The sequence below is a fragment of the Allobosea caraganae genome, from assembly GCF_003351345.1.
In the GTDB taxonomy this organism is placed as follows: Bacteria; Pseudomonadota; Alphaproteobacteria; order Rhizobiales; family Beijerinckiaceae; genus Allobosea; species Allobosea caraganae.
On record NZ_QQTO01000037.1, the window covers coordinates 440,844 to 462,421 of the forward strand.

Consider the following 21,578-nt stretch of genomic DNA (forward strand, 5'->3'; position numbering starts at 1 on the left):
CGAGTTTGACCGGATGCTGCTTCTGCAACTCCTCGTCGACGGCGCCGTCAGCGGCTGCGCGGTCGGCGTCGTGGCGATCACGTTCGCCTATGTCTATGCCACGACCGGCGTCTTCCACGTCGCCCATGCCGGCCTGTTCACGCTGGGCGGCTATATCGCCTGGTGGCTCTCCGGCCAGGGGCTCCCGTTTCCCCTGGCGCTGATGGGCGCGGTCGCCGTGGGCGCGGCCGTCGGCGCCGTGATGCAGAAGGCCATCTACGAGACGCTGATGAAGCGGCGGGCATCGCCGCTCGTCCAGCTGATCGCCTCGCTCGGGCTTCTGGCCATCCTGCAGAACCTCGTCGCACTGCTCTTCACGCCCAACATGCTGCAATTCGAGGCCGTATCCTGGCGGCTCTCGATGCTCGACATCGGCCCGATCCACCTCAGCCTGCCCCAGATCTGGACCCTGGCGAGCAGCCTGGCGATCCTCGCCGGCCTCGTCCTGTTCTCGACGCGGACCATCCTGGGCAAGCGCATCCGGGCGGTGTCGTCGAACCGCGCACTGGCCGAGATCACGCGGCTGCGGCCGTTCGACGTCTACGTCGTCGTGGTCGCGATCGCGTCCGGCCTCGTCGCCGTCCCCAGCGTCTTCATCGGCGTCGACCAGGCGATGCAGCCCTATACCAGCGTGCTCGTCCTGCTCACCGCCGTCATCGCGGTGATCGCCGGGGGCATCGGCAGCCTGCCCGGCGCCTTCATCATCTCGGTCGTGCTGGCAGTACTGCAGAACCTCGTCCTGGCGCTGATGCCCGGCCGCTGGAGCATCGCCTTCACCTTCATGCTCTTCATCGTCTTCATCCTGATCAAGCCGACCGGCCTGTTCCAGACGCGCCTGAAGCGCGCGAGCTGAGGCCGCCATGAACTTCTTCCTGAGCTACGTGATCCTCGCCGAGATCTTCGCCATCATGGCGCTCTCGACCAACTTCCTCGTCGGCGTGATCGGCATCTTCTCGGTCTCGCAGGCGGCGCTGATGGGCGTCGGCGCCTATGCCTACGCCGTCGCCGCCATGGCCGGCCTGCCCTTCCCGGTGGCGCTGCTGCTGGCGCTCGTCCTCTGCGCGATCCTCAACGTCCTGACCTCGCTGCCTTCGCTGCGGCTGGCCGGCGACTATTTCGTCGTGACCTCCTTCGGCATCCAGCTCGTGGCGACGGCCGTCTTCATCAACTGGTCCGACGTCACCGGCGGCGTCAGCGGCATCGCCGGCATCCCCGCGCCGAGCTTCTTCGGCGTCTCGACGGAGGAGCCGCGGAACTTCATCGTGGTCACCACGCTGGCGCTGATCGCCGCCGCGACCGGCTACGCCCTGCTGATGCGGTCGAGCTATGGCCGCGTGCTGCACGCCATAAGGCTCGACGAGCTGGCCGTCGTCGCCGCCGGGCGCAACGTGCTCAGGCTGAAGCTCGGCATCTCCGCCGTGTCGGGCGCCTATGCCGGGCTCGGCGGCGCGCTCTACGCGATCTTCCTCAGCTTCATCGACCCCTCATCCTTCGAGATTCACGTCTCCGTCCTCATCCTCACCATGCTGGTGGTCGGCGGCGCGCGGACGCTGTCGGGCTCGATCATCGGCCCGTTCATCCTGCTCTCGATCCCGCAATTCATGGCGTTGGTCTCGCTGCCGCCGACCATGGTCGGCCCGGCCCGCTCGCTGGCCTATGGCGTGCTGCTCGTCGCCTTCATGCTGCTGCGGCCGCAAGGCATCGCCGGACGGAGGCTCTGAGCATGGAAACCCTGCTCGATGTCGGCAACGTCACGCGCAGCTTCGGCGGCCTGCGGGCGCTGGACGGCTGCTCCTTCGCGCTTCGGCAGGGGCAGGTCACTTGCCTCGTCGGCCCCAACGGCGCCGGCAAGACCACGGTGTTCGATTGCATCACCGGCTTCCTGAAGCCGGATGCCGGGTCGATCCGGCTCAGCGGCGAGCCGATCGCCGGCCTGCACCGGCGCGACATCGTCCGGCGCGGCATCGCGCGCAGCTTCCAGAACCTGCGGCTGTTCGAGGAGATGACGGTGATCGACAACGTCATCGTCTGCCTCGCCGACGAGACCGGCAACGATCCGATCACCGCGATCCTGCGCCCGTTCCACTCGCAGGCCGTGCTCAAGCGCAAGACCGAGCAGGCCCGCGCGATCCTCGAGACCGTGGGCCTACTGGCCAAGGCCGACCATCTCGTCACCGCGATCAGCTTCGGCCAGCAGAAGCTGCTCTGCATCGCGCGCGTGCTCGCGACCGATGCCGAGCTGCTGCTGCTCGACGAGCCGACCTCGGGGCTGGGCGCCACCGCCCTCGACACGATGGTGGCGCTGATCCGCCGTCTCAGCGGCCTCGGCAAGACCCTGCTGGTGGTCGAGCACAACACGCGGATCGTCCGCGACATCGCCGACCAGGTCGTCTTCATGCACCAGGGCCGCGTGCTGGCCGCCGGCGACCCCGGCGACGTACTCGAACGCCGCGACCTGGCCGAGATCTATTTCGGCGGGGGGCACTGACATGGCTGACCGCGACCGGGAGAGCGCATCGTGACCCTGCGCGTCGACACCATCCAGGCCGGCTATGGCGACCGCTCCATCGTCGGCGGCATCTCGTTCGAGATCGCGCCCGGCCAGATTATGGCCCTGTTCGGTCATAACGGCGCCGGCAAGTCCACCACGCTGCGCGCGCTGCTCGGCCTCATCCCGATCTCCGAGGGCTCGATCTGGCTCGACGGCCAGCGCATCGACGGGCTCTCGGTCAGCGACCGCATCGAGCGCGGCCTGCGCCTGCTGCCGGAGGGGCGCGGCGTCTTCCCGGACCTGACGATCGAGGAGAACCTCGCTGTCGTGGCGGCGGCCAATCGCAACGCCGGCGCCAGTGGCATCACGCCCGCCGAGATCTACGACCTCTTCCCGATCCTGGTCGAAAAGCGCCGAGCGCTCGCCGGCGGCATGAGCGGCGGCCAGCAGCAGATGCTCGCCTTCGGGCTCGCCCTGCTCGGATCGCCGCGCTGCGTGCTGCTGGAGGAGCCCTCGGTCGGGCTCCAGCCCGACCTCGTCGAGCAGCTCTTCGCGCATTTCCGCCAGATCTGCACGGAGCGGCAGATCAGCGCGATCCTGATCGAGCACAAGATCACTTCGGCGCTCAAGATCGTCGACGACGTGCTGATCCTCAATAATGGCAGGCCGGTCTTCCACGAGAGCTGCGACGTGACCCGCAACACCGACATCTGGAAGTACTTCTGATGCCGGCCTTACGCGGTCGCGGCCTCGCCACCCCCCTTCAACCTGAGCCGGGATCGACATGAAACTCTACTGGTCTCCGCGGTCGCCCTATGTCCGCAAGGTGATGGTCGTCGCGCATGAGAAGGGCGTCGCTGACCGGATCGAGCGCCTGCCCATCGTGGTCAGCGGGCTGGCGGTCAGCGAGGATTTCCATGCGGTCAACCCGCTCGCCCGCATCCCCACGCTGATCCTCGACGACGGCGCCAGCGTCTACGACTCGACCGTCATCGCCGAATACCTGGATACGCTGTCCCCGCAGAATCCCCTGCTGCCCGCCGCTCCCGGCGAGCGCCTGGCCGTGCAATCCATGCACGCGCTCGGGACGGGGATCGCCGACCTTCTCATCCCCCTCCGCGGCGAGCTGGCGCGGCCGGAGGCCGAGCGTTCCGCCACCTTCATGGCCGTAGGCGTGAGCAAGTTCGCCCTCGCTGCCGACAGGCTCGAAGCCATGGCGGGCGGGATGCTTGCCCGGCCTATCGACCTCGGCCAGATCGCGGTCGCAACCGCGCTCACCTATGCCGATTTCCGCTTCCCGCACCTCGACTGGCGCCAGGGCCGCCCGGGCCTCACCGCCTGGTTCGACGCCATTACCCAGCGGCCCTCATTCCGCGCGACGGCCTTCGTCGACGCCTGACACCACAAGCTTATGCCGGGAGGCGCACCATGATCAGCTCGTTCAAGATCGGCGACATCAAAGTCACCAGCATCCTTGAGTATTTCGGCCCGACCCACGATCCGGCCTTCCTCTATCCGAAATTCGACCGGGCCGTCATCGAGCAGGAGAAGAGCTGGCTGGTGCCGCACCACTACCACCCGCAGATGGACCGGCTGCTGATCGCGATCCAGATCTGGGTCGTCCATGCCGGCGACAGGGTCATCATCGTCGATACCGGCGTCGGCAACCGCAAGAACCGCAGCGCCGAGCGCATGCACCAGCTGAACACGCTGTTCCTGCACTGGCTGAATGCCGCCGGAGCACCGCGCGAAAAGGTCACCGACGTGGTGATCACCCACATGCATTCCGACCATCTCGGCTGGAACACCATGCTCGTCGACGGGCGCTGGGAGCCGACCTTCCCGAACGCCCGCTACGTCTTCCCGGAGATCGACTTCCAGCATTTCACCGCCTCGCGCGAGCGTGGCACCGACCTCTCCGACGGCGCGCTGGCCGACAGCGTCGCCCCGATCTTCGAGGCCGGGCTGGGCTATTTCATCCCGAGCCAGCCGACGCTGCTCGACCTGTTCAGGGTCGTGCCGGCGCCCGGGCACACGCCCGGCATGCTCAACCTCTGGGTCGAGTCGGGCGGCCAGACCGGTGTCTTCTCAGCCGATATCATGCACCACCCCTTGCAGATCGTGCGGCCCGACTGGAACACGGCCTTCTGCCAGCTGCCCGACGCGGCCCTTGAGACGCGCGCGGCCTTCCTGGCCGAGGCGTCGCGGACCAATGCGTTCGTCATGCCCTGCCATTTCGGCGCACCGCATGCCGGCTTCATCCGCCGGCAAGGCGACGGCTACCGGTTCGAGCCCACCGCCGAGACCACCATCCTCTAGGCTTTTGTTATTGCATCGGATTTTTCCGAAAACCGGATTCCACTTTTCGGTCCGATGCTCTAGCCGGCTCCAGGCCCGCAACCGCAACGATGATCGGCAGGAGGGCTCGATGAGCTCGTTCGACGACTACAAGGACAAGTATTCCAACATCGCGATGCGGCGCATCGACGGCATCATCGAGCTGCGCTTCCATACGGAGGAGGACTCGCTGCGCTGGAGCCTGCAGCCGCATGCGCAACTGGAGCAGGCCTTCCTCGATGTCGGCCGGGACTACGAGAACCAGATCGTCATCCTGACCGGCACCGGCCACGAGTTCTGCGGGCCACAACTGGGGCTGGGCGGCCATCCGACCCGGAACGCCATGACCCCGCAGAAATTCGACCCGATCTACTGGGAATCGAAGCGCCTGCTCGGCAACCTGCTCGATATCGAGATGCCGGTGATCAGCGCCATCAACGGCCCGGCCTACCGGCACGCCGAGATCGCGCTGCTCTCCGACATCGTCATCGCCTCCGACGACGTCGAGATCCAGGACAGCGCCCATTTCCAGGGCGGCATGGTGCCGGGCGACGGCGTCCATGTGGTCTATCCCATGCTGATGGGACCGAACCGGGCGCGCTATTTCCTGCTCACCGGCGAGGTCATCGGCGCCACGGAGGCCCTGCGCCTGGGCCTCGTCAACGAGCTCCTGCCCAAGGACAAGGTGCTGGACAGGGCCTGGGAGCTGGCGCGCCTGCTGCTCTGCCAGGATTCGATCGTGCGCCGCTATTCCCGCGTCGTCCTCACCGAGGACCTGAAGCGGCGGATGCAGGCGCTGCTCGGCTACGGCCTGGTCCTGCAGGGCGTCGCCCGGATGCAAAATCCCTGAGCGCCCGGCGGCCCTTCCGCTGGAAGGGCCGCCGTCTATTGATCGCCTCAGATGTTGAGGATCTGGCGCGCTTCTTTCGCGGACGCGACCTCGATGCCGAACTCGTCCATGATCCGGCGCAGCTTCTCGACCTGGGCCGCATTCGACTTGAAGGGCACGCCCGGCCGCTCGAACAGGTTGTCCTCCTGGCCGACGCGGGCATGGGTGCCCATCATCACGCCGTAGGTGGCGGTCTTGATGTTGTCGAGGCCGGTTCCGTGAGTGAAGAGCACGATGTCCGAGCCGAAAAGCCGCTCAGCCGTGCGCTTGAGGAAGACGAGGTAGTCGATCTCGGACGGGCTGCCGCCGAGGATGCCGGTCAGGAACTGCACGATGATCGGCTTCTTCAGGTTCCGCTTCGACAGGTGATGGTCGAGGATGTGGAGATGGCCGACATCATAGGCCTCGAACTCCATGGCGATGCCGTTATCCTCGAGCGTGTCCATCATCGTCGCGATCTTGGCGAAGCTGTTATTGGTCACGATCTCATAGGCGCTCGGGCCGAAGGCCTGCTGCTCCCATGGCCGCTCGAACGTCGAGATCCCCTGGTTCTGGGCCTTGCGGAACAGGCCGTAGTTCATCGAGCCGACGATCACCGTGGCGATGTCCGGCTTGTGCACCATCACGGCTTCGAGCCGCTGCTCCGCCGTGGAGCCGAGCGAGGCCGACATGTTGATGATCGCGTCGCAATTGTCGCGGATCTTCGGGATGAACTCGCCCCAGACCTTGGGATCGTTGGTCGGGCTGCCATCATCGTTGCGGGCGTGCAGGTGGATGATCGCCGCCCCCGCCTTCGCCGCCGCGATCGACTGATCCGCGATCTCCGCCGGGGTGATCGGCAGGTACGGCGACATCGAGGGCGAGAGCGAGGCGCCTGTCGCGGCGCAGGTGATGATGGTCTTCGTCGGCATGGGCTTTATCTCCGGCTTGAAAGGGAGGTTGGAAACGGGCGCGCAGAATCTGCGCGGTCAGGCGATCTCTGGCTGGGCAGGGAGCGGCCGATGGGCGAGCGCGAAGCGGCCGATCAATTCGGCCACGAGGCCGGGCTCCTGGACGGACATGTGATGGGCGCAATCGAGGATCTCGAAATCCGCGCCCGGGATCTTCTCCCTTGCCGCCGCCATGGAAGCGGGCGTCCGCACCGCGTCATGCGCGCCGGCGACGACGCAGGCCGGGCAGGCGATCGCCGCAAGCTCGGCGTCGAGATCGAGGTCGATCAGCATACGGTAGGTGGCTGCGAAGCTCTCGGGGTCGTTGCCCAGCCAGCGCGCCCTGAATTCGAGATAGCGCTCCGGATCGCGCGCCCGCATGATCTCGGGATAGCCGCCGCTGAGCGCCCCCTCGACGATGGTGCGCATGCCGGAGCGCAGGACCGTATCGACCACTTCGAGCCGGGATTGCCGGAACTCGCGGGGAACGCCCAGCGCCGGGCTCATCAGAACCAGCGCCCCGACCAGCTCCTTGTGGCGCACCGCGCAGTGCAGCGCGACCGCGCCGCCGACCGCGATGCCGGCCATTACGACCGGCGTCGCCAGGCCGAGCTCGACGACGAGTTGCCTGATATCGTCGGCCAACTGGTCGAGCGTCAGGTCCTTCACCCGCTCGGACATGCCGGCGCCGCGCAGGTCCGGGCACAGGACCGCGTAGCCCTCCGGCAGCAGGCCGGCCACGTCGTCCCAGCTCTCCAGACTGCCGCCCATTTCGTGGATCAGCACGATCGTGCCCGGGCCGCTGCCCGCCAGGCCGTAACGCATGGCAGCGCCCCCGATCTCCCGCCACATGCGCCGCATTCTTAGGCCCTGCCCGATCACGTTCATCTGACCGCTATTATGAACCGTTTCAAAAAAAGTGAAACCCTGATTAGGTGAGGATGGTCGAGAAATGTGCAGTGGAGAATTTCGGCCCGGGAGCTATCCGCATTCGGGCTGCGTCTGTGGCGGCGCCCCGGATTGTTATGTTGCCGCCGGCATGATGGAGTAGCCCGATGACGAATGCAGCGGCCCCGCCTTCAGCCAGGAAAAAGCACGACGCCCCGCCGAGCGGCCGCGCCAGCATCATCGATGTCGCCCGTCACGCCGGCGTCTCGGTCGGCACGGTGTCGAATGTCCTGAACGGGCGCAGTTCGGTGCGCAAGGAGCGCCGGGCGCGGGTCCTGGAGGCCATGAACGAGCTTGGCTACACCTGCAATCTCCTGGCCCAGGGCATGCGGCTCCAGCGCTCCAGGGTCGTCGGGCTCTGCGTGCCGTTCGCGACCTATCCGAACTTCTCCGCGATCACCGATTCGCTCGAGGACCAGGCGTCGGAATCGGGCTTTCAGCTGATGCAGGTGACGAGCCGGCAGGAGGCGGCCAAGGAATATGCCCGGATCGTCCGCCTCGTGGCCTACAAGGTCGGCGGCCTCCTCCTGGTGCCCAGCATCGAGCCCGGCGGCATCCTCGACTTTCTGCACGCGAATTCGGTCCCGACCATCATCGTGAACCGGCCGGTCGCCAACGAGGAAAGGTTCGACCAGGTCATGGTCGACCACCGGGGCGTGATGTACCGCGTCGCGCGCGAACTGATCGCGCGCGGCCACCGCAAGATCGTGCTCGCCGCCCAATACCCCACGCTGACCGTGACCCGCGAGCGGATCGAGGGCATCAAGCAGGCCGTCGCCGACGCGGCCGAGCAGGTTCAGTTCACCGTCATGATCACCGGCAAGTCGCAGCAGGAATTCGGCGCGCAGATGCTCTCCGAAGCCTCCGGAAAACACGGCCATGTCGTCATGATCGCCAGCAACAGCCTGATCGCATCCTGGGCGATCAGATGCGTCCGCGAACTCGGGATCCGCTATCCCGAGGACATGTCGCTCCTGACGCTGGACGAGCCGGAATGGGCCACCATCGTGACGCCGAGCCTGTCGGTCGTCTCGCAGCCGACGGCGGCCATCTCGAAAATGGCGTGGAGTATGCTGGCCGAGCGCATGGAGGGCTCCACGCTTCCGGCGCGCCGCACACTCCTGAATGCGGAGATCATTTTTCGCGATTCGGTCGCCGATCTCGCCTGAATCTCGTCTGTTTGCGCCGTACGCCCGCCGCCTGGGCCTGCTGCGCCCTGCCAGAATCAAGCGCCGTCATCCCGGACGGAGCGCAGCGGAGCTCCGGGATCCATCGTCGAGCTCCGGAGCCTTACGATGGATCCCGGAGCTGCGCCGCAAACGCGGCTTGTCCGGGATGACGCGGAGTGGGTGCCGCCTCGTCACAGCATGCCTGGGGACAGCCGCGAAGGCTGGTTTCGTAGTCTGAAAATATGAAACGGTTCATTGACAGGCCCGAACTGGCGATCTAGCCTCCGCGGCGATCCTGAAGAAAAGCTCCCGGTTGTCGAGAAGGGCAATGGAGATGAGAAGCGACCGTCGTAGCCTGCTCATCTATGCCTGCCAGATCGGCCTTCTGGCCGGGCTGCCCGGCCGGGCCCAGGCCGCCTCATGGCCGGCGAAGCCGGTCACCATCGTAGTGCCATACGGCGCCGGCGGCGGAGCCGACATTCTCGGGCGCATCCTGGCCGAAGAGCTGAGCATCGACCTCAAGGAGCGCTTCCTGGTCGAGAACAAGGCTGGAATGTCGGGCTCGCTCGGCGTCGGCTACGCTGCCAAGTCCGCGCCCGATGGCTACACCTTCGTGCTCTGCACCGTCGGCGCGCAGATCACCAATCCGTTCCTGTACAAGAAGCTGCCCTATGACCCGATGGCGGACCTGGTGCCGGTCGTCCACCTGACCACCCCGCCGAACATCCTCGTGGCGCATGCGTCGCTGGGCGTGAGCACGGTCAAAGAGCTGATCGCGCTCGGCAAGACCCGCGCCGAGCCGCTGCTTTTCGCGACGACCGGGACGGGCTCATCGAGCAACCTCTCGGCCGAGCTGTTCAAATCCATGGCCGGGATCAAGATCACGCCGGTCGCTTATCAGAGCTCGGCGCAGGCCGCACTCGACCTGACCACGGGGCGCGTGCACGCCACGATCGACTCGCTGACCTCGATGATCAACTACACCGAGGCCGGCGGCCAGCTGAAGCTCCTGGCCGTGGCGACCCGCGACCGCCTGGCCAACTATGAAAAAGTGCCGACGATTGGCGAGACCTTGCCGGGCTTCGATGCCTCGCCGCTGCTCTACATCTCCGCGCCGACCGGCACGCCGCCGGACATCGTCGCCACTCTGAACACGGCGATCAACAAGATCATCAGCCGGCCCGCCATCGCGGCAAAGTTGCTGGGCCTCGGCTACCCCGTAGGCGGCGGAACGGCACAGGATCTCGCCGCGATCATCGAAGAAGAGCGCAAGAAATGGCGCGCCGTGATCGTGAGCGCCGGGCTCATGGCCACGGAATGACGTTTGAGCCCATCGCCTTGAATTAGCTCTTGAAGGCTTCCCCCACGCAGGAAAGCGCGGGTCGGCTTCGCAGACCATGCCTTGGATCGGATTGGGTGCTCCATCCGCATCCACAAAACGGCGGCACGGGCATACTGGGCGCAGACCCGGATCCGAATGCCAAGCTCAAGAACCGGGGGAAACGATGAAGAGATTTTGGACCGTGACCTGCGCGCTCGCCTTCGCGCTGGCCCTGTCTCCCGCGCAGGCCTGGGAGCCCAAGAAGCCCATCCGGGTCATCATCGGCTACGGGGCCGGCGGGAGCACCGACGCCATCGGGCGCCTGATGCTCAAGAAGATCGAGGAGCAGAAGGGCTGGAAGTTCATCGTCGAGAACAAGTCGGGCGCCCAGGGCGCGCTGGCCGCGATCGAGGTCAAGAACGCGCCGGCAGACGGCTCCGTCCTCGGGCTGCTGTCGACCGGGAATTTCGCGCTTGATCCGTTCCTGACGAAATCAAGCCAGTACATGCCTGAGGATCTCGACTATGTCGGCACGATCGGGAAGATCGAATACGCGCTGATCGCGGCCAAGGACGCGCCCTACAACAACCTCGCCGAGCTCGCCGCCCATACCAAGAAGAACGGCCCGATCAGCTTTTCCAGCACCGGCAAGATCCTCGATCTCGCCATGGAGCGCGTCTCGGACAAGCTAGGGATCGCCTTCGTCTCGGCGCCGACATCGGGCTCGGCCCAGTCGCTCCAGCTCGTGCTCGGCGGCCACGCCAACGTCACGATCTCCGGCGGGGTGCACGTGCCCTATGTCCAGTCGGGCAAGCTGAAGGTGATCGCGGTCATGACCGGCGCCCGCGCCGACTATGCCCCGGAGGTCGGAACCTCGCTCGAACAGGGCGGCGGCTTCTCCATCGAGAACTATTTCCTCCTGGTGGCGCCGAAGAACCTGCCCGCTGATGCCAGGAAGGCGATCGCGGACGCGATCGACGATGCCGTGAAATCGCCGGAGATCGGCGACTACGCCGCCAAGACCTTCAACACCCGGGTGAACCTCGGCGCGAAGGGCTCGACCGACGACGTCATGGCCCAGTCGCGCGCCTGGCGCGAATGGCTGCCCAACTCGAAGCTCGCAAAGTAGCGGGACAGGCAAGTAGCGGGAGCAGGCAAGTAGCGGCGCGAGCAAGTCGCGGCGCAGGCCTGCGAAATGTCCGGGCGACGCCCTGCCCTCAAAACGGGGACCATCATGCGCACGACCGGACGGCAGCTTAAGGCCGGTGGCATCTTCGTCGCCATCGGCGCCTTCTTCCTCGCGACCGCCCTTCTCACGCTCGACATCGGCTCGACGCTCCGCATGGGGGCGGGCTTCATGCCCGTCCTGCTCTCCTGCCTGCTGATCGCGCTCGGCATCGGCGTCGTCCTTGAGCGAGCCGGCGAGGACGAGGTCGAAGCCCGGCCGATCCCCTGGCGCGGGCTCGCGTTCATCACGCTCGCGCCGCTCCTGTTCGCATTGACCGTGAAGGGCCTTGGCCTGGCACCGGCGCTACTCGGGCTCATCGCGACCTCGTCGCTGGCCAGCCGCATGATGAGCCTCACCCAGGTCCTGATCGTCACCGCGGTCCTGCTCGCCATCTCGCTGCTGGTGTTCAGCTACGTGCTGGGCCTGCCCTACCCTCTCTTCGCGCTGTCCGCAGGCTGACGATGGACGTCTTCTCCAACCTCATGCTCGGCCTGGCGACCGCCGCGACGCTCGAGAACCTGAGCTATTGCCTCATCGGCACGGTGCTGGGCACCGCTGTCGGCGTCCTGCCCGGCCTCGGCCCGTCGACGACCATCGCGCTGCTGCTGCCGTTCACCTTCGCGCTCGGGCCGACGCCGTCCCTGATCATGCTCGCCGGCATCTACTACGGCGCGCAATATGGCGGCTCGACCACGGCGATCCTGCTCAACCTGCCGGGCGAGCCCTCCTCCGCCGTCACAGCGCTCGACGGCTACCAGATGGCGAAGCAGGGGCGCGCCGGGCATGCGCTCGCGGTCGCGGCGCTCGGCTCCTTCTTCGCCGGCACGGTCGCGACCTTCGTCATCGTCCTGTTCGCGCCCGTCATGACCTCGCTGGCGCTCGAATTCGGGCCTGCCGAGTATTTCTCGCTGATCGTGCTCGGGCTGATCTTCTCGGTGGCACTGGCCCATGGCTCGGTGGTGCGCGCGCTGGCGATGGTCGTGCTCGGCCTCGTGCTGTCGCTGGTCGGCAACGACGTCACCTCCGGGGAGGCGCGCTTCACCTTTGGCCGCCTCGAACTGGCTGAGGGGATCAACTTCGTCACCTTGTCGGTCGGCTTCTTCGGCGTCGCCGAGATCCTGCGCAACCTGGAGACGGAAGGGGCCGAGGGCACGGCCACCAAGATCATCGGGCGCCTGCTGCCGTCATGGCCGGACCTGCGCCGCTGCGTCGGCCCCGTGCTGAGGGGAACGGCGCTGGGCTCGGTCCTCGGCATCCTCCCGGGCGGAGGCGCGCTGCTATCCTCCTTCGCCTCCTATTCGCTGGAGAAGAAGCTGTCGAAGACGCCCGGTGAGTTCGGCAAGGGCGCAATCGAGGGCGTCGCCGGGCCGGAGGCCGCCAACAATGCCGGCGCGCAGACCTCCTTCATCCCGATGCTCACGCTCGGCCTGCCGGCGAATGCCGTCATGGCGATGATGGTCGGCGCCATGGTGATCCAGGGGATCGTCCCCGGCCCCAACGTGGCGACCGAGCAGCCGGCCCTGTTCTGGGGGCTGATCGTCTCGATGTGGATCGGCAACCTCATGCTGCTCGTGCTCAACCTGCCGCTGGTCGGGCTCTGGGCCCGGATGATGACCATCCCCTACACCTGGCTGTTTCCCGCGATCCTGACCTTCTCGGCGATCGGCATCTACTCGCTGAACGGCAACGTCTTCGACCTCTACGCCCTCTGCCTGTCGGGCGTGCTCGGCTACGTGCTGCTGCGGCTCGGCTGCGAACCTGCCCCGTTCCTGCTCGGCTTCGTTCTCGGGCCGATGCTGGAGGAGCACATGCGCCGCGCGCTGCTCCTGTCCTTCGGCCACCCATCCGTCTTCGTGACCAGGCCGATCAGCGCCGGCCTGCTGATTCTGGCGCTGCTGGCCTTGCTGGCCGTGGCCCTGCCGGCCATCGCCAGGAAGCGCAGCAAGGTCTTCGCCGAGTGAGCCAGAGGCGCGCCATCGAGACGGGGCTTCCATGAAGATCGCGAGCGTGAGCAGCGCCATCCTGACGCCGAGCGTCTCCGTCGCGGGCTGGGCCCTGGTCACGGGCCGGATCGCCCAACTCCCGTGCGTTCTCGTCAAGGTGGAGACGGATGACGGCCATTCCGGGATCGGGATCGTCGGCGCGCTTCAGCCCTTCGATGCGCCCGCCGGTGCCATCCGCGAATGCATTGCCTATCTCGGATCAGCCCTCATCGGGAAGCCGCTGCGCATCGACGCGCTCATGGCGGAGATGGCGCGCCTTCTGTTCGGCTTCGCCGACATCCGCGCGGCGTTCGAGGCCGCCTTCCTCGAGATCGTGGCGGCAAGCCGCTCGACCGGCATCGCCGATATCCTGGGCGGAATCCGCCACCACCGCCTGCCGGTGTCGCGGATGGTGTCGCTGCAATCCCCGGAGCTGATGACGGACGCGGCCGCCAAGCTCGCCGCCGACGGCTACAAGGTGATAAAGTTCAAGCTCGGCGGCGACGTCGATCTCGACGTCGCCCGTGCCCGCGCGGTACGTTCGGCGGTTGGCCCCGCCATGCGCCTGACCGCCGATGCCAATGGCCGCTACGACGCGAAAACGGCGATCCGCGCCATCGAGCGCATCGACGAGTTCAACCTCGACATCATCGAGCAACCGGTGCCGCGCGACGACCTCGACGGCTTGAGAATGGTCACCCATGCCGTCCGCCCGCAGGTCGAGGCCGACGAGAGCGCAGGCTCGCCGGCGGAGATCGCCCGTCTCGGGCGCGACCGGGTCGTGGATTCGGTGGTCCTTCGCTTGCCGCGCCTCGGTGGCGTCAGGCCGATATTGGAGTCGGTCGCCATCTGCCGCAGCTTCGGCCTGCGCTACCGCTTCGGAGTCTGCTTCCTTCCCGGCCATTTCCAGGCCTTTGCGGCGCAGGTCGCGTCGGTCCTGCCCGAGATCCCGCTCGCCCACGAACTGGCCGAGCACACGCTGCTCGATGGCGATCCGTTCCTCGCTCCCGAGATCCGGGACGGCTATCTGCACGTTCCGGACGCCTTTGGAGCCCGGTTGAAGCCCGGCGAGACGATCAGCTGGACGCCCGCCGCACCATGACGGTGCAAGGGATCGATGGCACCTCTTTGAGATAGGAAAAAGGGCGCCCGATGGGGCGCCCTTCCCTTGCAACGCGCTTCGTCTCAGACGAAGCGGAGATCGTCGGCCTGCAGGCTGGCGAGCTGGACGTTCTTGAGCGTCAGCGCCGTGTCGGCATCGATGGTGAAGACGATGTCGGAACCGACCTGGTCCGCAGCATCCATCGCGGCATCGAGGTCGGCGAACAGGGCGACCGAGAACTCCAGCACGTCCGAGCTCGAGCCCGTCGTCTTGAAGTCCGCGATCATGTCCTGGCCGAAACCCGCCGCGAAGACGAAGGCGTCGTGACCGGAGCCGCCGGTGAGGCCATCGCTGCCGGCGCCACCCTCGATCCGGTCGTCACCCGAACCGCCATCGACCTCGTCATTGCCGGCGCCGGCCAGGACGATGTCGTTGCCGGAGCCCGCGTCGATGGCGTCATTGCCCTCGCCGGCCTCGATCAGGTCGTTGCCGGAGCCCGCCTTGATCGTGTCGTTGCCGAGGCCGCCATTGACGGCGTCGTCGCCGGAGCCGCCGTCCAGCCCGTCATCGCCTGCGCCGCCCCAGAGTGCGTCGTCGCCAGCCCCGCCCTTCAGCGCGTCGTTGCCGGCGCCGCCGTCGAAGGCATCGTCGCCATTGCCGCCGCTGACGCTGTCATGGCCCGCGCCGAAGAGCAGCTTCTCGACATTGCTGAAGCTCTCGGTGCCGATGCCGGCGCCCGAGACCAGGCCGCGAATGAAGTCGACCGAGACCGGCCCCGTCGCCGCCGAGAGATCGAGCGTGTCGAAGCCCGCGCCGCCGTCGATGACGTCGTCGCCGGCGCCGGCGAGGATGAGGTCGTCGCCCGCGCCGCCTTTCAGCGTGTCGTTGCCCGCGCCGCCATCGAGCCGGTTGGCCAGATCGTCGCCGGTGACGAGGTCGCTGCCCGCGCCGCCGATGACGGTCTCGATGTTATCGAGCGTGTCGGCACCGATATCGTCGCCTTCGGCCTCGCCGGAGGCGAGATCGACCACGATGCCGGCGGTGTCGCTGGAGTAATCGGCCGTGTCGTTGCCGTCGCCGCCGTCGAGGGCGTCGTCGTTCGCGCCGCCGATGAGGATGTCGTCGCCCGCTCCACCGATGAGCGCGTCGTCGCCGACCCCGCCCTTCAGCACGTCGTCGCCGTCTTCGCCGGCGAGCGTGTCGTCGCCCTCGCCGCCATCGACGCTGTCGTTGCCGGCGCCGGCGGAGACCGCGTCGTCGCCGAGACCGGCCAGGATCTCGTCCGCGCCCACTGTCCCGGTGAGCACGTCGTCGCCATCAGTGCCGACCGGCCCCTGATCCTCAACTGCGAAGTTCCAGGCCGCCGGGTCCGTGATCCCCGCGAAGGCGTTGCCGTGCGGCTCCGGCGTGGTGCCCTTGACGAGGATGTTGTCGAGCGCCCACCACCAGTTATTGCCGGACTGCATCATGTCGAAGGCGATGTTCGCCTTGGTGGCGCCCTGCGGAATGTCGATCGTGAGCGTCACCGTCTCGTTGGTCGCCGGCCCCTTGTAGAACGGGCTGCCCGAGGTCGAATTCCAGTGCAGGAGCTCCGCGGTCGCGCCATTGTCGAAGGTCACGACGAGGCGCACCTCCTGCGGGGCTTCCGGCAGCCACGAGCTGTCGAAGCTCAGGGTCGCCTTGTTGTCCTGAAGCCCGGCGACGCCGAAATCCGACGTGCGGAGCAAGGTCTTGTACAGGTTGGGGCCGATCCCGCGGCCGTCATCATATTCGTCGCCATCCGCCACCGCGACGACGCCGTGGCCCTTGGTGAACTCGCTGCGGCCCTGGTCGCCCGCCGTCGCCGTCCAGGCCTCCTTGTCGTGGAAGGTCCAGCCGAAGAACTCCTGCGGCCCGCCGGCCGGCGTGCCGTTGACATGCGTCCAGCCCTCGGGAAGCGTCGCGGTCCAGTCGGTCGGATCGGCGTCCACGGTCTCGGTCGGGCTGCTATAGGAGTGCAGCAGCGGGGTGAGCTCCTCGAAGTTCTCGCTGAACAGCGTCTTCTCGGTGGTCAGGGCGAGGTCCTCGAAAGCCCCGGCAGTGACCGTCACATAATAGTCGCCCTGGGCGAGGTTCGCGCCCGGCTGGACCGTGACGGTTTTGCCGTCGATCGAAACCGCATCCGACGCCACGTCGATCGTCTCGACGATGCTGCCATCGGCGCGGTGCAGGACGATCGCGCCCGCGCCCTTGCGCACCGCTTCGTCGAAGGTGACGACGAGGGGCGCGCCAGGCGCGACGGTCCCGGCATCGTCGGCGGGCGCAAGCCCGGCGACTTCCGGCGCGTCCTTGTCTGCCTCGGTCGTGAAGTTCCAGGCCGCCGCGTCGTCGATGCCCGCGAAGGCATTGCCTTGCGCGCTATCGAAGTCGACGAAGGCGCCGGCAGCGATGCTGACATAATAGCCCGCGCTGTAGGCCAGTTCAGCGCCCGGATGCACCGTCACGACGGCGCCCGCGATGCTCACCCGCTCGGAGCCAACGTCGATCGTCTCGGCGACGCTGCCATCGGCGCGGTGAATGACGATGGAGCCTTCCCCGGCGCGCACCGCCTCGTCGAAGGTGATGACGAGCGGAGCGTCGGGCGCGACATTCCCGGCATCGTCGGCAGGCGTGACGCTGACGATCTGCGGCAGCGGCGTGTCCGACGAGGTCGTGAAGTTCCAGGTGGTCGCGTCGTCGATGCCGGCGAAGGCATTGCCGTCGCTCCCGCTCGGACGCAGGGCGTCGACCGCGATGTTGTCGATCGCCCACCACCAGTTATTGCCGGCATTCACCATGTCGAAGCCGATGGTCGCCGTGGTCGCGCCTTCCGGAATATTGATCGTGAGGGTGACCGTCTCGTTCGTCGCGTCGGCCTTGAAGACGCCGCCGGCGCCGGCCCTGCCCGAGTTCCAGTGCATGAGCTCGACCGTCTGACCGTTGTCGAAGGTCACGACCACGCGCGCTTCCTGATAGGTCTCCTGCCGCCAGGAGCTGTCGAAGGTCAGGGTCGCCTTGTTGTCCACCAGACCGGCGACATTGATCGCGGAGGTGGTCAGAAGCGTCTTGTAGCCGCCATTGGCGAGAATGCCGCTGCTGCCGCCGCCGCTGCTGGCGGAAATGTCGTCATACTCGTCCGGGTCCGCCACGGCGACGACGCCCTGGCCCTTGGTGAACTGGGCGCGGTTTTGATTGTAGGCCGTATCGATCCAGGCGTTCTTGTCGTGGAAGGTCCAGCCGTAGAACTCCTGCGGGCCACCGGCAGTGGTACCGCCGCTCATGCTGCCCTTCGGCGTGGTGCCGTTGTTGATCGTCCAGCCGTCCGGCGCGGTCGCGGTCCAGTCGGTCGTATCGGCGTCTTTCTTTTCCGTCGCGCTCACATAGCCTTGAAGATCGTCGGCCAGCTCCTCGAAATTCTCGCTGAACAGCCGCACGGCTTCCGCGCCGCCGACAGCGAAATCGACGAAGGCGCCGGCATCGACGTTGACGTAGTATTCGGTGGCGATGGCGAGCGGCGCCGAGAGATGCACGGTGACCACGCCGGCCGAGATGCTGACCTGGTCGGAGCCGACATCGATCGTCTCGATCACGGCGCCGTCGCTGGCGCGGTGGATCGTGATCGCGCCTTCGCCCTTCTGCACGCGCTCGCTCAGGATGAGCGTCAGCGGCGCGTCGACCGGCACGTTCTGGAGGTCGTCGCCCCGGGCCTCAAGCAGATAGGGCGCGCGGGTGTCGGTCGCGTCCTCGTCGAGCAGGGACGGGCCCTGCACGCCGGTCGCGTCGATGTCGAGGAAGTCGAGGATCGTGGCCGCGACGGAGGTCTGCGGCGCGGCGCCGTTGGACGAGATCTCGACGTTGGAGGCGATGAAGATCTGGCGCTCGCCCGCCGACTGGCCGCCATGGCCGAACCCGGCCGCGTCGCGGCCGTGGTCGGTGGAGACGATGACCATCCATTCTTCGTCGGGATTGGCGGCCTGGCGCTCGGCCACCGCGATCATGATGTCGTTGACCTGGTCGGCCGCGGTCCGGAGCTCCCGGTCGTAGGCGTCGCCGAAGCCGACCGAGTGGCCGACGCCGTCGGGATCGTCGAGATGAAGGAAGGTGAGGACCGGCGCCTCGTTCTTGATCAGGGCGACGCCCTGCTGGATGACGGCCGCGTCGGAAATGCCGTGCGCCTCGTAGTCGACGATGGACGTGCCGTCTCTCAGGCCCGTTTCATCACCGAAATGGCCGGTGTTGATGTCGCCCCAATGGACGATCGAGGCGATCTTCGCATCGGGAACGGCGCCGTCGATGCGCTCGAACAGGCTCTGCACCGCCGGGTTGACCGGAGAGTTCGAGTTGCCGGTGATGCCGTGCTCGTTCGCCCAGACGCCGGTCAGGAGCGTCGACCAGCCGGGGCCGCTGACAGTCGGCTGCTGGGTCGCGGTGCCGCTGACGCCGCCGGCATAGCCCTCGACATGGTCGAGGTTGGTAAGGCCGTTCGCGCCGAGCTGCAGGAGTTCGCTGTATTGGGTGCCATCGAGGCCCACAAAAACTACGTGCTTGGTCATGTGCGTCTTCCCCGATCGACCGCGCCAGAGAGAGGCGGATGGGGCGGGGTGTACCGGCCGGGACGCAGGCGGACCAATGCATATTGGCTATCGTGGCGATGGCCAGAAGAACCGCCTTTCGGCGATTCCGCAGCGTTATCGTCTTGCCCCGGTCACACTTCCCTCGGTCACGTTCGTGTCCAGCATCGCCCTGCCGACATCGAGCGCCGTCCGGATCAGCGGGATGCGCTGGTGTTCGGTCCTGACCGCGAGATAGCCCTTGGCGTAGAGGGCGAGCGAGGTCGACTCGATCGGGACGACGCGGATCCGCGAATCCGGCGGGCACTCCTTCTCGAACATCAGGCTGATGCCCAGCCCTTGCGCGACGGCCTCCCGGATCATTTCGCGCGTATGCAGCTCGACGATCCGCAGGGGCACGAGCTCGGCCTCGGCGAAGAGGCGCTTGACGGCCGCCAATGTCCGGGAGGTCGGCTCGCGCACCAGCAGCGTCTGCTCGACGATGTAGGAGAGCGGGGCCGGCTCCGGCACGGTCCAGGCGGCCGGCACGATCGCGACGAGGCGATCGACGTAGAGCGGCACATAGCTGTAGTCGCTCTGGATGATCGGTTCGCAGATGATGCCGAGATCGATCTGCGCATTCGTCAGCAAATCGGTCGTCTGCGACGCATTCGCGATGGTGACGCGGAAATGCAGCTGGGGAACGCGCGCCGTCAGCGCCGCGAGAAACGCGGCTGCGTAAGGCGGCGAATCCGTTCCGACCCGCAGCAGCCGGTCGCTGTCGGCGGCCGCAGCGCCCAGGATCGCATCGATCTCGTTGGCGGTGTCGAACAGCAGCTCGGCCTTATCGCGAAGGGCATGGCCCGCCGGCGTCAGCGACAAGGGCGGGCGCCGGCCCTCGAGAAGCTTGATCTTGTGGCGTTCTTCCAGCGCCTTGATCTGCTTGGACAGGGTCGGCTGCGAGATGTTGAGGCGCCGCGCCGCCTTCGAGACGCTGCGTTCGTTGGCGACGGCATAGAACGACCGCAGATGCAGCAGATTGACGTTCATGTTGGCCTATGGCCCTGCAAATCCTGGCACAGTCTCTAGGCGTGGGGTGCGCTATGCGTTCATGCTGCGGGTATCAGGCCTGCGCTACCCGAATATGACATCCGGAGACCGCCGGGGCACGTCGCCATGGCCGGCGCGAGCGATGCCGGGGTCACGGCGCAGGGCACGCCGCGGATAAGACAGCCAAAATCTCTCTGGGCCGGGCCGAACGGCATCGCCTTGCAGATTGGAGCCAGGCTCGAGTTGATCGGCAGGCACGCGACGCGTCAGGCCCGGAAATTGGGGCGGGAATGCCCGGCTGCAAAAAGTCTGGAAAACGCCCCGCTCCGGTCGAAATGCGCCAAAAGCAGACGAAGCATTCGTGCCCGAAACCAGACATTCCTGCTCGCGCTCCTTTGAGGCTTCGGCGCGGCCAATGCTGCGCCCTATCTCCCGCTGGCGATCGTGGCCCTTACTCCCGGGGCCGCGAGCAACGTCATCGGCGGTCGAAATCGGCTCAGTCGGCTTTCTCCGCCGAGGACGATAAATGGTCGACCAGCAATTTCGCGGCGACTGGCAGCGTGGAGAAATCTCGCGCCACGATGTCGATGCGTCGATCGGCCCAGGGATCGGTTAGCGGGACCGACACCAACTCTCCGGCGCCATGGATCAGCTCAAAAGCGCGCTGTGGCATGACGCCGATGCCCAGGCCGATCTGGATCATACGGCACATGGCATCCAACCCCGTGACGCGGACACGCAGGGTAATGGTCCCGGAGGATCGCTGCGCGGCACGTTGCGTTACGATCGATATCGCGCTGTTGGCGTGCAGGGCGACGTGTTCGAAAGGCAGCGTCGCTTCGAACGGGACGGATCGTTCTCCCGCCAGAACATGTCGCGAGGGTACGACCAGGACGAGGCGATCCTTGCGGTATTGCCGGATCTGCAGGTCGCTGGACGGGGTCGGTACGCTGCATATGCCGAGATCGGCGGTTCCGTCGCGGATCGCCCGCATGATATCCGCGCTCAGATGCTCCGCCAGATCGATCTTGATCTGATCATTGCCGCCGATGAAGGAGCGCAAGTCAGCGGGCAAGAATTGGACGATGGCCGCGATGCTCGCATGGACGCGCACATGGCCCTTGACGCCCCCGACATATTCTCCGAGCTCGTTTTGCGCCTTGTCGAGAATCTGGAAGATCGAACGGGCGTGATGCAGGAGACTCTCTCCCGCCTGCGTCAGGTCGACGCCGCGCGTATGGCGAAACAGCAATGGCGTCTGCACCGCCGCCTCAAGGTCGATAAGCCGTTTGCTCAACGCCGACGGCGCGATGTTCTCGCGTTCGGCCGCCTTGCCGATGGAGCCCAGCTCGCACACCGCCTCGAACAGCAGAAGCGAGGTGAGATCGATGCGGCGCGCGAGATTGCGAAGGCTGCCTTCCATTCGCTCAGTCTAGAGCATGATGCCGAAAAGTGGGAACCGGTTTTCGGACGACATCATGCTCTAACTTATTGATGGGAGGCGGATTCAGACTTCAGATGGCAT

18 protein-coding genes are annotated in these 21,578 nt (G+C 66.7%); 13 read left to right on the forward strand and 5 right to left on the reverse strand.

The window, feature by feature from the left end; all coding sequences use genetic code 11:
* The first annotated feature begins 13 nt into the window (after positions 1-13).
* The 7 genes from DWF00_RS26540 to DWF00_RS26570 all read left to right on the forward strand — a co-directional run bounded on the left by DWF00_RS26540 (position 14) and on the right by DWF00_RS26570 (position 5,717).
* Positions 14-892, forward strand: coding sequence for a branched-chain amino acid ABC transporter permease (locus tag DWF00_RS26540; RefSeq protein WP_114828199.1), 879 nt, complete (start codon positions 14-16; stop codon positions 890-892).
* 7 nt (positions 893-899) lie between these two features.
* Complete coding sequence (locus DWF00_RS26545) at positions 900-1,760, forward strand: branched-chain amino acid ABC transporter permease (protein WP_114828198.1); 861 nt, start codon at positions 900-902, stop codon at positions 1,758-1,760.
* 2 nt (positions 1,761-1,762) lie between these two features.
* Positions 1,763-2,527: an ABC transporter ATP-binding protein gene (locus DWF00_RS26550; RefSeq protein WP_114828197.1), complete on the forward strand. Its 765-nt coding sequence runs from the start codon at positions 1,763-1,765 to the stop codon at positions 2,525-2,527.
* 30 nt (positions 2,528-2,557) lie between these two features.
* Positions 2,558-3,256 carry an ABC transporter ATP-binding protein gene (locus DWF00_RS26555; RefSeq protein WP_114828196.1) on the forward strand — a complete coding sequence of 233 codons (699 nt, stop codon included), beginning with the start codon at positions 2,558-2,560 and terminating at the stop codon, positions 3,254-3,256.
* Positions 3,257-3,314: 58 nt separating this feature from the next.
* Positions 3,315-3,929, forward strand: coding sequence for a glutathione S-transferase family protein (locus DWF00_RS26560; RefSeq protein WP_114828195.1), 615 nt, complete (start codon positions 3,315-3,317; stop codon positions 3,927-3,929).
* A gap of 29 nt (positions 3,930-3,958) precedes the next feature.
* A complete protein-coding gene (locus tag DWF00_RS26565) occupies positions 3,959-4,849 on the forward strand; it encodes an MBL fold metallo-hydrolase (RefSeq protein WP_114828194.1) in 891 nt (296 codons plus the stop codon).
* 109 nt (positions 4,850-4,958) lie between these two features.
* Positions 4,959-5,717: an enoyl-CoA hydratase/isomerase family protein gene (locus DWF00_RS26570; RefSeq protein WP_114828193.1), complete on the forward strand. Its 759-nt coding sequence runs from the start codon at positions 4,959-4,961 to the stop codon at positions 5,715-5,717.
* Between the two features lie 47 nt (positions 5,718-5,764).
* On the opposite strand, the gene DWF00_RS26575 is transcribed toward DWF00_RS26570, so the two are convergent.
* Positions 5,765-6,667 (reverse strand): beta-keto acid cleavage family enzyme, encoded by a 903-nt coding sequence (locus DWF00_RS26575; RefSeq protein WP_114828192.1) that lies wholly within the window; start codon positions 6,665-6,667, stop codon positions 5,765-5,767.
* A 57-nt stretch (positions 6,668-6,724) separates the two neighbouring features.
* Positions 6,725-7,510: an alpha/beta fold hydrolase gene (locus tag DWF00_RS26580; protein ID WP_181832535.1), complete on the reverse strand. Its 786-nt coding sequence runs from the start codon at positions 7,508-7,510 to the stop codon at positions 6,725-6,727.
* 230 nt (positions 7,511-7,740) lie between these two features.
* Here DWF00_RS26580 and DWF00_RS26585 point away from each other — a divergent pair, with 230 nt between their 5' ends.
* The 6 genes from DWF00_RS26585 (at position 7,741) to DWF00_RS26610 (ending at position 14,435) form a co-directional block, all read left to right on the forward strand.
* Positions 7,741-8,802, forward strand: coding sequence for a LacI family DNA-binding transcriptional regulator (locus tag DWF00_RS26585; protein WP_114828190.1), 1,062 nt, complete (start codon positions 7,741-7,743; stop codon positions 8,800-8,802).
* Between the two features lie 334 nt (positions 8,803-9,136).
* Positions 9,137-10,123, forward strand: coding sequence for a Bug family tripartite tricarboxylate transporter substrate binding protein (locus DWF00_RS26590; protein ID WP_181832534.1), 987 nt, complete (start codon positions 9,137-9,139; stop codon positions 10,121-10,123).
* 184 nt (positions 10,124-10,307) lie between these two features.
* The gene (locus DWF00_RS26595; RefSeq protein ID WP_181832533.1) at positions 10,308-11,252 is read left to right on the forward strand and encodes a Bug family tripartite tricarboxylate transporter substrate binding protein; all 945 of its coding nucleotides are present in this window, start codon (positions 10,308-10,310) and stop codon (positions 11,250-11,252) included.
* A 105-nt stretch (positions 11,253-11,357) separates the two neighbouring features.
* Positions 11,358-11,810, forward strand: coding sequence for a tripartite tricarboxylate transporter TctB family protein (locus DWF00_RS26600; RefSeq protein ID WP_181832532.1), 453 nt, complete (start codon positions 11,358-11,360; stop codon positions 11,808-11,810).
* A 2-nt stretch (positions 11,811-11,812) separates the two neighbouring features.
* The gene (locus DWF00_RS26605) at positions 11,813-13,312 is read left to right on the forward strand and encodes a tripartite tricarboxylate transporter permease (protein ID WP_114828186.1); all 1,500 of its coding nucleotides are present in this window, start codon (positions 11,813-11,815) and stop codon (positions 13,310-13,312) included.
* Positions 13,313-13,343: 31 nt separating this feature from the next.
* Positions 13,344-14,435, forward strand: coding sequence for a mandelate racemase/muconate lactonizing enzyme family protein (locus DWF00_RS26610; RefSeq protein WP_114828185.1), 1,092 nt, complete (start codon positions 13,344-13,346; stop codon positions 14,433-14,435).
* A gap of 83 nt (positions 14,436-14,518) precedes the next feature.
* On the opposite strand, the gene DWF00_RS26615 is transcribed toward DWF00_RS26610, so the two are convergent.
* The 3 genes from DWF00_RS26615 to DWF00_RS26625 all read right to left on the reverse strand — a co-directional run bounded on the left by DWF00_RS26615 (position 14,519) and on the right by DWF00_RS26625 (position 21,476).
* Entirely contained in the window at positions 14,519-19,006 is a 4,488-nt protein-coding gene (locus DWF00_RS26615) for an Ig-like domain-containing protein (protein WP_114828184.1), read from the reverse strand.
* 135 nt (positions 19,007-19,141) lie between these two features.
* Positions 19,142-20,053, reverse strand: coding sequence for a LysR family transcriptional regulator (locus DWF00_RS26620; protein ID WP_114828183.1), 912 nt, complete (start codon positions 20,051-20,053; stop codon positions 19,142-19,144).
* 496 nt (positions 20,054-20,549) lie between these two features.
* Positions 20,550-21,476, reverse strand: coding sequence for a LysR family transcriptional regulator (locus DWF00_RS26625; RefSeq protein WP_114828182.1), 927 nt, complete (start codon positions 21,474-21,476; stop codon positions 20,550-20,552).
* Between the last annotated feature and the right edge of the window lie 102 nt (positions 21,477-21,578).